This window comes from Brevibacillus brevis, assembly GCF_031583145.1.
Classification (GTDB): domain Bacteria; phylum Bacillota; class Bacilli; order Brevibacillales; family Brevibacillaceae; genus Brevibacillus; species Brevibacillus brevis_E.
In genome coordinates this window covers 2390418-2405173 of sequence record NZ_CP134050.1, presented here as the reverse complement: position 1 = coordinate 2405173, position 14756 = coordinate 2390418, and the positions used below count along the sequence as shown (strand labels likewise).

The 14756-nt window shown below is 54.1% G+C and carries 14 protein-coding genes and 1 other RNA gene; 5 read left to right on the top strand and 10 right to left on the bottom strand.

Features of this window, described 5'->3' with window-relative positions; translation table 11 throughout:
* Positions 1 to 6: 6 nt before the first annotated feature.
* Entirely contained in the window at positions 7 to 1854 is a 1848-nt protein-coding gene (gene asnB, locus RGB73_RS11975) for an asparagine synthase (glutamine-hydrolyzing) (protein ID WP_310772252.1), read from the top strand.
* Between the two features lie 26 nt (positions 1855 to 1880).
* Here asnB and RGB73_RS11970 read toward each other — a convergent pair whose 3' ends face one another.
* From RGB73_RS11970 to rnpB, 4 genes are all read right to left on the bottom strand, one after another.
* Positions 1881 to 2453 carry a DL-endopeptidase inhibitor IseA family protein gene (locus RGB73_RS11970; RefSeq protein ID WP_310772249.1) on the bottom strand — a complete coding sequence of 191 codons (573 nt, stop codon included), beginning with the start codon at positions 2451 to 2453 and terminating at the stop codon, positions 1881 to 1883.
* 159 nt (positions 2454 to 2612) lie between these two features.
* A complete protein-coding gene (locus RGB73_RS11965; protein WP_310772246.1) occupies positions 2613 to 4949 on the bottom strand; it encodes an S-layer homology domain-containing protein in 2337 nt (778 codons plus the stop codon).
* Positions 4950 to 5317: 368 nt separating this feature from the next.
* A complete protein-coding gene (locus RGB73_RS11960; protein ID WP_310772244.1) occupies positions 5318 to 6520 on the bottom strand; it encodes a macrolide family glycosyltransferase in 1203 nt (400 codons plus the stop codon).
* A 198-nt stretch (positions 6521 to 6718) separates the two neighbouring features.
* An RNA gene (rnpB, locus tag RGB73_RS11955) (RNase P RNA component class B) lies at positions 6719 to 7101 on the bottom strand.
* Between the two features lie 137 nt (positions 7102 to 7238).
* Here rnpB and RGB73_RS11950 point away from each other — a divergent pair.
* Both RGB73_RS11950 and RGB73_RS11945 read left to right on the top strand, forming a co-directional pair.
* Entirely contained in the window at positions 7239 to 7547 is a 309-nt protein-coding gene (locus RGB73_RS11950) for an iron-sulfur cluster biosynthesis family protein (RefSeq protein WP_310772242.1), read from the top strand.
* 13 nt (positions 7548 to 7560) lie between these two features.
* On the top strand, positions 7561 to 8094 hold the full coding sequence (locus tag RGB73_RS11945; RefSeq protein WP_310772239.1) for a gamma carbonic anhydrase: 534 nt from the start codon (positions 7561 to 7563) through the stop codon (positions 8092 to 8094).
* 14 nt (positions 8095 to 8108) lie between these two features.
* Here the strand turns inward: RGB73_RS11945 and RGB73_RS11940 are convergent, their stop codons facing one another.
* The 5 genes from RGB73_RS11940 to RGB73_RS11920 all read right to left on the bottom strand — a co-directional run bounded on the left by RGB73_RS11940 (position 8109) and on the right by RGB73_RS11920 (position 11762).
* Positions 8109 to 8828 (bottom strand): methyltransferase domain-containing protein, encoded by a 720-nt coding sequence (locus tag RGB73_RS11940; RefSeq protein ID WP_310772237.1) that lies wholly within the window; start codon positions 8826 to 8828, stop codon positions 8109 to 8111.
* Positions 8829 to 8954: 126 nt separating this feature from the next.
* On the bottom strand, positions 8955 to 9323 hold the full coding sequence (locus RGB73_RS11935) for a VOC family protein (protein WP_310772235.1): 369 nt from the start codon (positions 9321 to 9323) through the stop codon (positions 8955 to 8957).
* 3 nt (positions 9324 to 9326) lie between these two features.
* Positions 9327 to 9647 (bottom strand): luciferase domain-containing protein, encoded by a 321-nt coding sequence (locus RGB73_RS11930; protein WP_310772232.1) that lies wholly within the window; start codon positions 9645 to 9647, stop codon positions 9327 to 9329.
* Entirely contained in the window at positions 9644 to 10111 is a 468-nt protein-coding gene (locus RGB73_RS11925; RefSeq protein WP_310772229.1) for a MarR family winged helix-turn-helix transcriptional regulator, read from the bottom strand. The genes RGB73_RS11930 and RGB73_RS11925 overlap by 4 nt, the downstream gene beginning before the upstream one ends.
* A 217-nt stretch (positions 10112 to 10328) precedes the next feature.
* The gene (locus tag RGB73_RS11920; RefSeq protein ID WP_310772226.1) at positions 10329 to 11762 is read right to left on the bottom strand and encodes an aminotransferase-like domain-containing protein; all 1434 of its coding nucleotides are present in this window, start codon (positions 11760 to 11762) and stop codon (positions 10329 to 10331) included.
* Between the two features lie 114 nt (positions 11763 to 11876).
* Between RGB73_RS11920 and RGB73_RS11915 the strand changes: the two genes are divergently transcribed.
* Entirely contained in the window at positions 11877 to 12803 is a 927-nt protein-coding gene (locus RGB73_RS11915) for a DMT family transporter (protein ID WP_310772223.1), read from the top strand.
* Between the two features lie 63 nt (positions 12804 to 12866).
* Here the strand turns inward: RGB73_RS11915 and RGB73_RS11910 are convergent, their stop codons facing one another.
* Positions 12867 to 13544 (bottom strand): DUF1385 domain-containing protein, encoded by a 678-nt coding sequence (locus RGB73_RS11910; protein WP_310772221.1) that lies wholly within the window; start codon positions 13542 to 13544, stop codon positions 12867 to 12869.
* A 76-nt stretch (positions 13545 to 13620) separates the two neighbouring features.
* Between RGB73_RS11910 and yfkAB the strand changes: the two genes are divergently transcribed.
* Positions 13621 to 14736, top strand: coding sequence for a radical SAM/CxCxxxxC motif protein YfkAB (gene yfkAB / locus RGB73_RS11905; protein ID WP_310772220.1), 1116 nt, complete (start codon positions 13621 to 13623; stop codon positions 14734 to 14736).
* Positions 14737 to 14756: the final 20 nt, after the last annotated feature.

Genomic DNA, 14756 nt, shown 5'->3' with positions numbered 1-14756 from the left:
ACATACATGTGTGGAATCGTTGGTTGGTTGGATTGGGAAAAAGACCTTTCCCAGGAGCGCCCGGTTTTGCAAGCGATGACGAATTGTTTGACAAGGCGGGGACCCGATGCGGAAGGCTTTTGGGTCACACCCCGCGTGGCGTTTGGACACCGCCGGCTGGTCGTCGTCGATCCATCCGGTGGCCTGCAGCCCATGACGGCTGTCCAGAACGAAAATGCGTGCACCATGATTTACAACGGCGAGCTGTACAATACGGAAGATTTGCGTGCCGAATTGCTTGCGGCAGGCCATACATTTCGCTCCCATTCGGATACGGAAGTGCTGCTACATGCCTACCTCGAATGGGGGGCGGATTGCACCAGCCGACTCAACGGGATCTTCGCCTTTGCCATCTGGGATGAACGCAGGCAGCGCCTTTTCCTCGCCCGCGACCGCATGGGGGTAAAGCCGTTGTTTTACGCAGAGCGGGGCAGCTCTTTCCTCTTCGCCTCAGAGCTGAAATCCCTTCTTGCACACCCGGATGTGAAACCGGCGCTCTCCCGCGAAGGGTTGGCGGAGGTATTCGCCATCAGCCCTGCCCGCACACCGGGACACGGGGTCTTTCACGAGGTCTACGAAGTGCGGCCTGGGTGCGCGCTGACCGTCACGCGCGACGGGGTTAAGATCAGCCGTTACTGGCAGCTCGAGAGTCGTCCGCATACAGATGACCTGGAGACGACCGCGGCACGGGTCAAAGAGCTGGTGACGGATTCGATCCAAAGGCAGCTGGTGGCCGACGTTCCTGTTTCGACGCTGCTCTCCGGCGGATTGGACTCCAGCGTGATCACGGCAGTGGCCGCCCGCTACTTCGAACAGGAAGGCCGCGGCCCCCTGCACACCTATTCCATCGATTACGTCGACAACGCCAGACATTTTCAGGCGAGCGCCTTCCAGCCGAATGAGGACGCTCCGTTCGTCAGACTGGTCTCGCAGCATCTGGGAACCCACCATCACGACATCCAGTTCGATACCGACGAGCTGATCGATGCCCTGCGGACTGCTACCCTCGCGCGCGATCTTCCGGGAATGGCCGATGTGGACGCCTCCCTGTACCTGTTTTGCCGCGAGATCAAAAAGGAGACGACTGTCGTCCTTTCCGGAGAATGCGCCGACGAGGTGTTTGGCGGCTATCCGTGGTTCCATCGGGAAGACATGCTGAATGCGCGGACATTCCCGTGGGCCAGGGCCACGAAAGAGCGGGCATCCTGGCTTTCGCCCGAGCTGAGGGACTGGGTCAAGCCGGAGGAATACGTCGCGATGCGGTACGAAGAAACCCTTGACGAAGTGCCGCAACTGCCCGGCGAAAGCCCCTTTGAAGCACGCCGTCGCGAAATGTTTTACCTCAATCTGACCTGGTTCATGAATACGCTGCTGGATCGCAAAGACCGGATGAGCATGGCTGCCAGCCTGGAGGCCCGTGTGCCGTTTTGCGACCATCGCATCGTGGAGTATGTCTGGAACATCCCATGGGAGCTGAAAACGTACGGAAACCGGGAAAAAGGCATCCTGCGAAAAGCGATGGAAGGAATCCTGCCCGACGAAGTCCTCTATCGCAAAAAAAGCCCTTATCCCAAGACGCACAATCCCTCTTACACCGAGGGGGTTCGCGCCTGGCTCCTCGATATTTTGAGCGATCCGGCGTCTCCCTTGCTGCCTCTCATCGACGTCCCGACCATCAGGCGAATCGCTGAATCGGACGCTCAGGCATCCAGTATCCCGTTCTTCGGCCAACTCATGAGCACCCCTCAGCTATTTGCGTTTCTCGGCCAGCTCGATTACTGGCTCCGCGAATACCGCGTTACCATCCTGTCGTAAACGAGCAAAGCTCCTCGACCCCATGTTCATGGGGTTTTGAGGAGCTTCTTCCTTCCATTGGACTGCTGTTTTGGCTTGGCTTTAGGTTTTGCCTGGGCTGTAGGTTTTGCCTTTGCCTTCGTTTTTGCAGCCCCCGGCAGCCGATAACGCGGGTCATTTTCCCTTGCGGATCGTTTCATGATCGTGTAAGGAGCTGTCGCACCGGCACGGATGAACCGATATTCGACCCGCACCTTCTTGCTTCCTCCCATCAAGACTGCGGATACGACTTTCTGGTTGGGACTGTTGGCTTTCACTTGCAGCGACTGAACGATGGTAGGGAACGACGGAATCTCCTTGTACGGCACGCAGAGCTTTCCTTTGACCAGACGAAGATTCAGGTTGCGAATCATCGTCTCGCTCAGCTGTCTTCCCCAGTAGCGGCGAAAAATGCGCGAAATTTTGCGCTTGGTGTTGTACTTTTCCGGCAATGGCGTGTAATCCAGACCGCCCACCGTGTAGACTGGCTTCCCTCTCGGCGAAGCCGCAATCTGAGTCCAGACTCGTTCGGCGGAATGGATAAACTGTTTGAACATGCGCCATTCATCCAAGGAATTCACCCCCTCCCTAAACCGTATGGAAAAGGGCTTATGCTAGTACGCCCGTTTGCCACCCGTTTTGAAAAAGTGGGCCAACCATGGATAGACGTCCAGAAAAGGAAAAGCCCCGCTTCATTTTCACGGCGAAAATGAAGGGAGCTTCGGGAGTCCTGCTTTCTTTTAGTCGTTCACGACTACGATGACGTAGACTTGGCCGTTTGCGTCCGTCCACAGGTCGACCTTGTCCGTCTTTTTGAGATCATCCGCATCAAGATCGGAGCCGTCTTCGTCCTTGATCTCGGCGTCCTTCGTCATTTTGAGGCTGGTGGATACGTCGCCGTAGAACACGTAGCGATCGCCGTTCACCCTCGTCTCGATTCCGACGAATTTGACCCCTTGCAGCGCCTTTTTCCCTTGGACGGATGCAGCCGTCACCTCGCCTTCCCGATCCAGGGTGAGCGTTGCGTACTCGAACTGTTCGACTTCCGCGATCGCGTCTTCGTCACGGACATCATACTTCTTGCCGCCAACTTCCACGACGGCCGAGACCAGCTTGCCGTCCTCCTTGCGCACTTCCACGGAATCAACAACGCCGCTCACTTTTTTGGCAGCTCCGGATACCGCTTTGACCTTGCCTGCGTTGTTCAGGGTCAGCGTGTACTCCTTGTCGTTGGTAGCCGCGTCGCTGTCGATCGTAACGCCGGATGCCAGCTGGTACACCTTTCCGTTCACGGTGATTTTGTCGCCGGATTTTTTGGTCACGTATCCGGTCACCGATTGTTTTTCCATCGTCAGTTCGACGATGTCCCTGGTGCCGACGTTGTACTTCCAGGTGATGATGCGGTAGTCATTGAATTGATCCGCACGGATGGAGCTCGGCGACACGCTTTCCCCATCGACGGTCAGCTTGGCTGTTGGCAAAATGGCGTACGTCTTGCCCTCTACCTTGATCGTTGCGGGGCTGCCCACTTGATAGGCAGTCGTATCGTCAATCAGCTTGCCGTCTGCCACTCCGACCCCTTGCTCCACTTTTGTCAGGCTGCCGTTCTCATCAAACGTGAGGATCGCCATCTGGCCGTTCTTCAGGTCGTCGAGCTCGGTCACTTCATCCTCATCAACGTAAAGCTCGGTATCCTCCAGCACGTCGTATTCTACGCCGTCCAGCGTGATCGTGTTGTCATTGGCATCGACGCGGATGGTTCCCGTCGTGCTCAGCTTGGTAATGGTCACTGCTGTCACTTTTCCGTCGACGTCCAAGGTCAACTCGACCAGATCGCCTTTTTCGATGCTGGAAAAGCTGCTGCTCGCCTCTTTCGCTTGGGGGTGGGATTTTTCTTTGACGGTAGCAGAGCTGGCCAGCGTGTAGGTCGTTCCGCCGACCTTGATTTCCTTTTTCGCGCTGGAGCCGCTTACCGACGAGACCTTTTCGACGATGCCGGCAGTCGTGTTTTTCGAGAACGTGATCGACGCTACCTTACCGTCTTCATCCAGAACAGCGACAAACTTTTGTCCGATTTGGGAACGGGAGACGCTGACTCCATTTTCGACCTCGAGTACGACTTCTTTGCCGTTTACGATCGCTTTGAATTTTTTCTCGTCGCCCACGGCTGTCGTAAAGTTCAGGCTGGTCTTCACGACCCCTTCCACGATGTTGCTGTCCGCCGTAGACACGGTCAGGAACGCAATCTTCCCGTTCTTTGCGATGTATTCGATTTGCGCTCCCGTGACGATGTTTCCGTACACCTGAGCATTGTCCGCGATGGCGATGTCGCTGCTTTGTCCGACCAGCTTCACCTTTTTGGCGGACTTGTCATAAGATGCGACCGTACCTTTCACCACCGGCAGCTTTTTGACCGTTCCGTTCGCATTGCCGTTCTTGTCATAGTATGCCCCATTGGCGTAGACAGGCGTCTCCATGAACCGATCGGTGTACTTGGCCACGATGTCGCGCTTCGCGGCGATCGTCGGCGTTTCTTTCGCCTCGTAAATTCCCGCTTTGTCTGCCGCCAGCAAGTACGGGTAGTACCACTCGCCCGAGGAAGGCGGGTTCACGCTGATCTTCAGCCCCTGGACGTACACTGTCAAGGCTTCCGCGATCTTCACGTTGTTGTTCGGCTTGAACGTACCGTCCGGATAGCCTTTGATGATCCCTTGGGAAACCGCGAGATTGATATACCCGGTAGCCCAATGGCTCGCAGGCAAGTCCTTGAATACCGTCGTGCCTTTCAAAAGGTTTGCCTGCTCATCGGTGTAGCCCATGGCGAGAACCGCGATCTTGGCGAATTCCGCACGAGTGACTTCCTTGTCCGGTTTGAAAGTGCCATCCGTGTAGCCTTTCAGCACCCCGGCGTAGTTCAATTTCAAAATCGCATCTTTATTCGCATTTTGGCTGATATCCGATAACGGAAGCGATGAAGCGGCCATTCCCGCGCCAGGGACAGCCAATACTCCCGCCAAAACGGCTGTGGCCAACAGTTTTTTCAAATCGTTCGTGGAACGTGACTTGATGTTCTTCAAAAAAATCCCTCCATGCAAATTGAAGTAACCCGTTTCTTTTTCTCTCTGGTCTTGCCTCATCTCAGTGGCGATCACGACCGCCGTCTGTTATACCTGGGCAAGTGCTCTATTTGACGTGGACAAGAGGAGAAATGTTGCACGCCTCCCTCCTTCCAATTTTTTGAATGGCCCTACTACCTTCGAATTATGAGTCCCAGATGATCAAATAACCAGATGATCAAATAAAAAGAAACAGCGGCCGACTCAGACTTGATAAGAGCCTGGAAAAGCCGCTGCGGTTCAGTCGGCTTTTCATCGATCGGTGCCGACTACTTGTTCACATTGTACCACTTTTTGCCAACCGTGCAGAGAACATTCTTTTTTGGGTATTAAGGAGCAATGCCAAGGCCTCGTTTATACGTGAAGATCTCTTCGACGGCTCGCTCATACCCGCCCGCAGACCGGAATGAATCGCCAATTTCAACACATTTGTTTCGCATGGACGCATCCTTGCATACGCGTTCCGCCGCCTCTCGCAGTTCTCCTGCGGTCAAGCCTTCGTAATTCAGGTGGAGACCGGCACCGATTTCAGACACGCGCCGAGCCAAATAAGGCTGGTCGGCGCTTTGCGGAAGCACAATCAGCGGAACCCCGAAGTAAAGACCTTCATTCGTGCTGTTCATGCCGCCGTGTGTGACAAACAGTTTGGCATGTTGCAGCACGTCGAGTTGCGGTACGTAGCTGCGAACGACAAAATTCGCAGGAATGTTCCCCAGGTCAGAAATCTGGGTTTTGCTGCCAACGGATAGAATCACAGTGTATTTCGTTTCCGCAAAGGCTTCAAAACAGAGCTTGTAAAAATCCACCGCCTGATTGAGAACAGTGCCCAGTGATATGTAGATCAGATGTTCCGTGTCTACCCCGGTAAAATCAAATGGATCGTCTGTGCGCGGCGCGATGGATGGACCGACAAACTTGTACGTCGCATCGAACCGCTCTTCCTCGGGCTGGAAGAGTTTCGACGTGTAGACGATGGTCAGTGGAGCGGGATTGCAGAAAACCTCGTAGGCGGATTCCACTTTCACCTTGTATTTTTCTTGTACGCTGCCAAGCAAATCATGATACTCCTCTTTCGCACGTACAATCACGTCTTCCGGAAAATGGTTCGAGAGGCTATCTTGCATACGGTCAAAGCTATCTTGCTGCATGGCAAAGCTCGTGCACGAGCTGACCGCGGGCAGATCAAGCATTTGCGCGAGCAATCGGCCACATCCGAACATCGAGTCATGAATGAGGTAATCAAAACGCTCCTCTTTTATTTGGTCCAGGACACGTGGAATGATGATGTCGGCCGTGCGCAAAAGCCCATTCACTCGCCCCCATGGATTTCTTCCGCCGGCAAGGAACGCCTCAATAAATTTGCCGATATCGAAAGTAATGACCTTTGCGCCCGCTTTCTCGACGCGATCACGAAATGGTTCCGCTGCAAAGTAAACGACTTCTTCGCCACGACGAATCAGTTCTCGGATGACGCCGATCGTTGGATTGATATGTCCTTCTGAACCTCCGTTGATAAACAAAACTCGTGCCATAGGCATCCCCTTTCAAAAGTTAACGTTCTGCTATGTATGGTGGGCAGTCCACCAATCCCGTTGAGAGCATGATACAAAATCATGCCCGAAGCTGTCTATTCCATACTCTTCTTCTTTTGACACCACCCACTGGGCCGCTAAACGCCAAAAAACCGCCTGAATGACTCAGGCGGTTTTACGTTTCGTTCCAGCAGGAAATGCTATAAGCCAGGTTCTGTTTCTCCCGTGCTGCAAGCGGGTTGCCCCTCGCACCAAGAGCGGTAGCCATCTATCTATGGCGCCAAATGACGCCATCCGTCCCTCCGTTCAGTTCCCTTGGGACGGTTCCCCTACCAAATTTGGGTTTCTCGCTCGCAGGGTTTACCGCGTTCCATCTTTTCTGTCGCCAGAAAAGCTACGTTTCTGTGGCACTTTCAGCGTACTCGGGCCTCAGAGAGAGCCCTTTCCACGCCGTCAGCGAGGCGTGCCTCGCTGCCCTGGTTTGCACCAGGTACGAACACTCCAGGCATCTCAGCCTGGGCGAGCCTGGACTTTCCTCTACCGCCGATCACAAAAGACCGCGGCAGCGACTACCCACATTTCCTGCTAATCTTTGATCAGCAAGATATACTTTATCACATGGCATCTCTTCGGTCAACCGAAGTGTGCTGGCAACCCTGCCAAATTGTTCATTCCCCCAAACAGTAGTACAATAAAGGGGTTACAAGGAGGGTTGACCGTGATTACCATTACCCCGCACGCAGCTGCACGCCTCGCCCTGTTGATCGCGGAAGAGCCTGATGCAGACAAGCTCGGGATCAAGCTCGTCCCTACGACTACGGGCTGTGGGAGCTACACATACAGCATCGCGATTACGGAAGCCGGAAGGCGCGATCGCGTACTGGAAATCAACGGAATTCGCTTTCTTTACCAGGAGGAGGACGCGGGGCAGCTGTTTGGCACCGTCATCGACTGCGATGCGGTGACAGGCCGCTTTTCCATTGAGCATCCCCGCTCCGTCCAAAGCGATTGTCCACACATCCATTGACTAGGAGGAAATCATGCTACTGCTCTCTTTTGAAAATGTCAAGCCGCGCATTCATCCATCCGTATTCCTCGCGAAAGGTGTCGTCGTCTCCGGAGACGTGGAAATCGGCGAAGACTCGTCGATCTGGTACAACACGGTCATTCGTGGAGACATCGCCCCCACTGTCATCGGCCGCCGTGTCAGCGTGCAGGACAACAGCACGCTGCACCAAAGCCCGAACAACCCTTTGATTTTGGAGGATGAGGTGACGGTCGGACACAATGCCGTACTGCACAGCTGCATCGTCAGACGCGGGGCCTTGATCGGAATGGGCTCCATCATCATGGATAAAGCCGAGATCGGAGAGGATGCCATGGTCGCCGCCGGCGCGCTCGTGCCTCCCGGAATGAAGGTGCCTCCTCGCACGCTGGTTGTCGGCAACCCAGCCAAGGTCAAGCGCGAATTGACTGAAGCCGATTACAAGGAATTCGTCCGCATCCGTCAATCGTACGTCGATAAAGGCAAGATCTACCGCCAGTTGGAGCAGACACCGCTGGAGAGAGAATAAGCAAAAAAAAGCCGCTAGCGAGCGGCTTTTTTACATATTTGCAAAAATCGGGTAGCTCCCTCCAGGAATCGGAAGGTAGTCGGCACCAATGCGACCTCGTGACCGTCCTGTCTCAGATCGCTGATCAATTCAGCAAGGTGTACATATTGTTTTCGGTCCAGTCCCACCAGCGGATACAGCCTCACCTCACCGCCCGGTCGGCAAATGCGAACCAGTTCAGCGATCGCTTGACGGTGAAACTCCTCATCAAACTGCTGATGGTACAAAAACAGGAAATGACTGCAAAACACCTGGGAAAACCGATCGTCAGCAAATGGCAGACGCGGCAGCCCGCCTGGGACGAAAATTTGCTTCGTACCATCGTTCGCGTAGGTCTGGATAAACTCTTCCAACGCCTGCTCCCGGTTAAGCCGATGCTGCTCCAACGATCCGTAGTAGCCCCAGTCGTAAGTATGCGCAATGTTCCGCAGCTTTTCCGTGGAATTTGCGATTTCCCGCTTCCCGCGGGCATACAGCTCCTCTGCTTGCCCCAGGTAAAGCGGATCGACAGCTACCGCATCTCCTCCAGCTTTCCGTACCTGGGCAACGAACGAAGATGCACCTGCCGCCACGTCGAGAATGGGGCCTTGAGACATCCAGTCCCCACTCAATTGAAACATGTCGACATACTCCTGCAGCGACCGGCATGTCATGGCTACTCCTACTTGTTCATACACATCCTGCCTGCTCATCATATCTCAGCTCTCCTCTGCTCCAACTCTCATCCACCTGCACTCGCACATGAATGGTCAAAATTGTCATACGGTTTAGGATACAACAGACATCTTCAGAATGCACATGATTTTTTAATGATCGTCTCATTACACACGATAATAAGACAGCACCCAGCAGACGCCATTGCGGTCCGTGACGATTGCCAAAAGACCGTTGAACGGAGCTTCGTATACCTCTGTATTGATCGTCCCTTCAGCCGCAAATTCTCCGTAGATCTTGCGAAACGCTGCCTCCGTTTCGATCCTCAGGAAAACTCTCACGTAATCGCCTTTTGCTGCCGGCTTTGCCGCTTTCGTATCCGCAAACTTGAGGGTCGCCCCGCCTACATGCAGGTCCGCATTGAACACCTCTTCTCCCTGCTTGCGCAAAATCTCAACCTCGCCGCCGAAGACTCCCTGATAGTACTTGATTTCTTCCTTGCAGTTCTCCACTGCGATGAATGGATAGGCAATCATCTCTTACTTCCTCCCCCGGTTCAACTGATCGTATTTCGAGCGGGCAATTTCAATGGCATGCGCTACTTCTTTCTCCGTCTCCAGGTACACGGACACCCATCCGGAATCAGGGTAGATGTGATGGGGTTTTGCCTTCCCATCCCCAATCCAGCGGTCACGTTCGGATTTTGGCAAGAGTATGTCAAACAGGCGGTTGCCGTGAAGATGCCCAATCTCACGGCCATTCAACTGAAATTCGACCCCTCCAAACCGATGAGGGTGCATCTCAACACCAGACCAGGACAACAGCTCTTCGGTCAAGCCAGCTCCTACGTACTCGCTCATACGCCCATCTCCTCCTGCTCGGTCAGATTTCGAAGCACAGTCTTCAAAAGGTCAAGCAGCAAGTCGTACTCCTGATCGGAAATTCCTTTCCGCGTTTTGCTCTTGACCCGGCCCAGCGCTTCCTGGACCTTCGGCACCACCTCGCGCCCCGCTTCGGTCAAATAGAGCAGCTGATAGCGGTTGTCGGCAGGGTCGGCTTCTCTGCGCACGTATCCCTCCGCCTCCAATTTGGCAATGGCCTTGGCTGTGGTCGTCTTGTCGATCAGCAGCTTCTCGCTCAGGGCCTTCTGCGTGATTGGCTGCTGGAAGGCAATCGCCATCAAATAAATGTACTGTCCGCTTCCGATTCGGTAAGGCGCCAGCTCGGCAGAGATCAACACCTGCATGTGTCGATAGATAGCTGAGATGTATTGCCCGTGCGATTCCGTTGCTCTCTCGTCCTTTTGCCTCACACGCTCGCTCAATTTACTCCCTCCTAAATAGGATGTATTTGCAACTAATAGCAGGATACGCCAAATAGGATGGTATTGCAACTAATTATTTGAAAAAATTCCCTCACCTGGCCAATAACCGCTTTCCAGACGTGAATTTCGCCGCGCCAAAAAGGCCGGGAAGCCAACCTGAACACGGTTTCCCGGCCTTTCCTTGTCTATCGTTCCCGAGTCAAAATGAGAAAAAGAGTCAAGCGTCGCACGATTGCGGAAGCTCCCGGTACACACCAACAAGCCTTTTGATTCCATCCCGCAGTTGCTGTTCGTTCAGGAAGGAATAGCTCACCCTCATCCACGAATCCAGCTCCCTTTGCGGGTCGCAAATCGATCCGGGGACAAACGTGATGGATTGCTCGATGCTTTTGGCGAGCAAAAAGTCCATGCGCACCGATTCAGGCAGCCTCACCCACAAATTAAAGCCTCCTTGCGGGCTGGACCATTGCCAGTCGGTATCAGACAGTCCTTCTTCCATGATCTCCTTGCGAACCGAAAGAGCGATTCGCAGCTTCTCCAAATGCTGCTGCATCCGACTGGAAAAGAAGTAATGCAGAAAGATTTTTTGATTGAGCAGCGGAGTGCCGCTGTCCGCGAGTGACTTTGCCCGGATCAACAGCTTCATGATGGAGGGACGGCATGCCACGGTGGCGATCCCCAAGCCGGGCCCGACATATTTGCTGAAGCTGCGGATGTAAATGACAGTCCCTGAGGTATCATAGGAAAAAATCGGCAACGGCGGCTTCTCCCCAAAGTAAATATCGCGGTACGGGTCATCCTCTATCAGCAGGCACTGGTACTCCTGGGCGATTTCCGCAAGGCGCTTGCGCTGCTCGGCCGGCACGGTATAACCCGTCGGATTGTGAAAAGTCGGATTGAGATAAAACAGGCGCGGCTTGTGTGTTTTCATCAGCCGTTCCACCTCGCCCAGGTCATAACCGTCCCGCCCGATCTCGACCGGAACGATCGCTGCACCCTCCCTGCGAAAGACATCAATGGCAGGGCTGTACGTAGGCCTTTCGATGAGCACGGCGTCTCTTGGCTTGACCAGAACCCTCGCGATCAAGTCGATGGCTTCCTGCGAACCGGATGAGATCAGCAATTCCTCCGGAGACAGATAGAAGCGGTACTCCTCCGTAAAATAGCGGCACAGAGCCTCCCTCAGCTCCTCATCCCCTTGCGTCGTGGAATACGTGCCCAGCACTTTCGGATACAGATCGAACACCTTTTTGACGTACTCGGAAAAGTACAGATTGGGCAGGAGGTTCGGGTCGAGCAACGCCTTGGAAAATTGGTACGCCGCCTGCACCTGGTGAATTTCCGATAGATGGCTTTCCTGCACGTAGGCGGACACGATCGGATCGTGATCGGCCCCCATGGACCATTTGTTGCCGGGTTGTACGAAATAACCCGATTTGTCCTTGACGTACACGTTTCCATTTTGTTTGAGCAACTGATACGCTTTAAAGACAGTCAGCCGATGGACCTGAAACTGTGCTGCCAAAGCGCGTACAGAGGGCAGCTTCTCATGCGGTTTCCATTCGCCTCGTCTGATCCTCTCCAACAAGTAGTCGCAGATTTGTTCGAAGAGCTTTTCGGATTGTTCGCTGGCAAGCACTTGTCGTTTCATGCAGGCTCCCTCCTTCCGTCCCCTTATCATACGAGAGCGCGATCCTTATCTGTTCTGTTCGATCACATCTGTTCTATTCCTCCCCGCTTATGATAGGGAAAAGGAGGAATAGACATGGTACTGTTCAATTATATCGTGATGTGCTTGATCTTCGGGACGACGTTTTTGGCCATCAAAATCGGAATCGATGCCGGAGCCACCCCCTTTTTCTCCGCCGGGATCCGCTTTTTTCTGGCGGGTGTGATCTTGCTCGGGTGGATGGTTTGCACGAAAAAGGCGCGGCTTTCGCTTCTTTTACGAAAAGAAATGTTTTTGACGGGGATCGGCTTGACCTTCGGAGTATTCGCCGCCCTGTACTGGGCTGAACAATACGTAAGCTCCGGGATTGCCGCTGTCTTGTCGGCGACAGGCCCGCTGATGATCATGCTCATCCAGTCGCGGGTCACCCGTCTTTCGCTTTCCGGAACCACATTGGCCGGCTGCCTCATCGGCTTGCTCGGGGTCATCCTGCTGGTTTTGCCCGGTCTGACGATCACGTACGACAAATGGTGGGTGCTCGGATGCCTGGCGGTTGTGGTCGGGGAGCTGTTTTACGCCGTCGGGGCTGTGTACTCCCGGCACGTCATCCAACACTTCCAGGATACCTCTCCGATCGCTTTGAATGCCGCGCAAATGGTGCATGGCGGGCTGCTGCTGCTGATCGTGTCGCTGTTCACCGAGAACGTGCACATCGGATCGATGTTTGCCGATCCGCGATCCTCTCTCTCGCTTTTGTACTTGATTTTCGTCGGCTCGATGATGGGACACACGATTTTTTACTGGCTTGTCGCCAAGGCAGGTCCAGTCTTTCCATCCACCTGGCTGTACATCTCCCCGTTGATTTCCTTGTGCCTCGGGGTGGCATTTTACGGCGAGCCGTTGTCGTTGCTTTCATTGGCTGGGGGGATCACGATCCTTTCGGGAATTATTCTCGTCAATCTGCAAAGCCTGAGGCAGCTGTTGGACAGAGAACCGAAAGTCGTACGGCACATCGGCAAATAACGTTCATCCTGACGACAAAAAACAAAGGAGAGGGGTCCGCCCTCTCCTCTTTTGCTATTCCTGTCACGCCACCCGACGCTCCATCTCGCGCATGTGCTCGAATAGCATGTACGAACGGATCGCCGTCTCCAGATGCAGCCGGTCAGGCTCCTTTGTCGTGAAATGTTTTTGGAAAAATGCCGAAAGCCTGTAGGCAAACCCGCAATATTTGCGCAAGTACCGGTCTCCAAGCATCCCCGCAAGCAACCCTGCCACGCCGCAAGCAACACTCCACTCAAGCGGGAGGAATAAGACAGCCAGCAAGAACCCGATGAAAAACCAGACCACCAGGTTGGTCGAACACCCTGCGTTGACGATATCGGCCTTCGCGATTTCCCCCAAGGCGTCCAGCGTTTTCCTTCCGGGATAGCTAAATACTTTATGCTCTGCTCCGTGAAACTTTTTCATGACCTTCGGGAAGACGAAGTGAAACCCTCCTATGTAGACTGCAATCCACATGGGGTCGATTATTGCCAGAGAAGGAACGGCCAAAGCCGCTATGGCAAAACCGGCCAGAAGCAGATGAAACAACTGATAATACCAGGGAAAAGAGAAAAAAATTCGGTACCAGAGCTTTCCGATCGTTCGCAGTGTGATTTTTTCCGCCCATATATGGATGACGCCATCTTTCACTTCCGCGCATGCCAGGACATTGCGGTCGTGAAAAAACACTCCCCGACTAAAAGACATGCCCATAATCATCGTTAGCTATTCTCCTTCCGCCCGAATGTCGTTATAATGGTTAGGATGTACGCGTAATTGAAGGAGGTTTCCACCATTGATCCGAATGGTTCCGACTACACCCATCACACCTAAGCAAGACCCATGGGAGCCGCTGACAGGTGCGACACCGCCAGCATACAAGCTGACCAGCGTCGAATTTACCGTAACGAACCTGTGCAATCTCCGCTGCGAGCATTGCGCGGTAGGCGATACATTGCGTTACAAGGACGATCCTGCACTTCCCGTCGATCTGCTCCTGCGTCGGATGGACGAAGCGAGCGATCTCACTACCCTCAGTATAACAGGCGGCGAACCGATGTACAGCGAGCGTACGGTCAAAGAAGTGATTCTGCCGATACTCCGGTACGCCGCCGAACGCGGACTGCGGACGCAAATCAATTCCAACATGACCATGCCGTTTTCGCGCTACGAACTGATTTTGCCCTACATAGACGTCATGCACATTTCATGGAACTGGTCTACCCCTGAAGAATTCCATGATATTGTTTACGCAAAAGGCAGACAGTCGGTTTCAATCAAGCAGGCGGAAGCCTTGTTTCACGGCATCATGGACAATGCGCGAAAATTGGCGGATGCGGGGGTCTTCGTCTCTGCCGAAACGATGCTGAACCATCGGACTTGGCCAAAGCTTGCGACACTGCACCAGCAGATTCAGGAGATGGGTGCCCGCCGCCACGAAGTGCATCCGATGTACGCGAGCGACTTTGCCCGCGATCTGGACGTACTCACGCTGGAAGAGCTGCGCGCCGCCATTCACCGGATGCTCGACATCCGCAACGACGAGCTTTGGATGCTGTTCGGCACCTTGCCGTTCTTCGCATGCAGTCCGCATGAAGCGGACCGCGAGCTGATCCTGCGCCTGCGCGAATCCAAAAATGTAACGACACGCAACGATCCGGACGGCCGCAATCGCCTCAACGTCAACATCTTTACCGGCGACGTGATCGTGACCGATTTCGGCGATGTCGAACCGCTCGGCAACATCCGGACCGATCGCCTGGAGACGATGTTCGCGGCGTGGCAAAACCACCCGCTGAATCAAACCATCAATTGCCATTGTCCGGCTGCCAAATGCGCCGGCCCCAATTTGCTCGTTGCCAATACCTACTATCCGGAAACGGACTTCACCTTGCGCAAGGCATTGGTCTAAACGGGCATGATAAGGGACAG

Excerpts from the sequence above, each read along its gene's own strand:
- RGB73_RS11910 (WP_310772221.1), bottom strand. The coding sequence starts at position 13,544 with ATGATTATGGGCATGTCTTTTAGTCGGGGAGTGTTTTTTCACGACCGC.
- RGB73_RS11960 (WP_310772244.1), bottom strand. The coding sequence starts at position 6,520 with ATGGCACGAGTTTTGTTTATCAACGGAGGTTCAGAAGGACATATCAAT.
- RGB73_RS11935 (WP_310772235.1), bottom strand. The coding sequence starts at position 9,323 with ATGATTGCCTATCCATTCATCGCAGTGGAGAACTGCAAGGAAGAAATC.
- RGB73_RS11945 (WP_310772239.1), top strand. The coding sequence starts at position 7,561 with ATGCTACTGCTCTCTTTTGAAAATGTCAAGCCGCGCATTCATCCATCC.
- asnB (WP_310772252.1), top strand. The coding sequence starts at position 7 with ATGTGTGGAATCGTTGGTTGGTTGGATTGGGAAAAAGACCTTTCCCAG.
- RGB73_RS11940 (WP_310772237.1), bottom strand. The coding sequence starts at position 8,828 with ATGATGAGCAGGCAGGATGTGTATGAACAAGTAGGAGTAGCCATGACA.
- RGB73_RS11930 (WP_310772232.1), bottom strand. The coding sequence starts at position 9,647 with ATGAGCGAGTACGTAGGAGCTGGCTTGACCGAAGAGCTGTTGTCCTGG.
- RGB73_RS11915 (WP_310772223.1), top strand. The coding sequence starts at position 11,877 with ATGGTACTGTTCAATTATATCGTGATGTGCTTGATCTTCGGGACGACG.
- RGB73_RS11920 (WP_310772226.1), bottom strand. The coding sequence starts at position 11,762 with ATGAAACGACAAGTGCTTGCCAGCGAACAATCCGAAAAGCTCTTCGAA.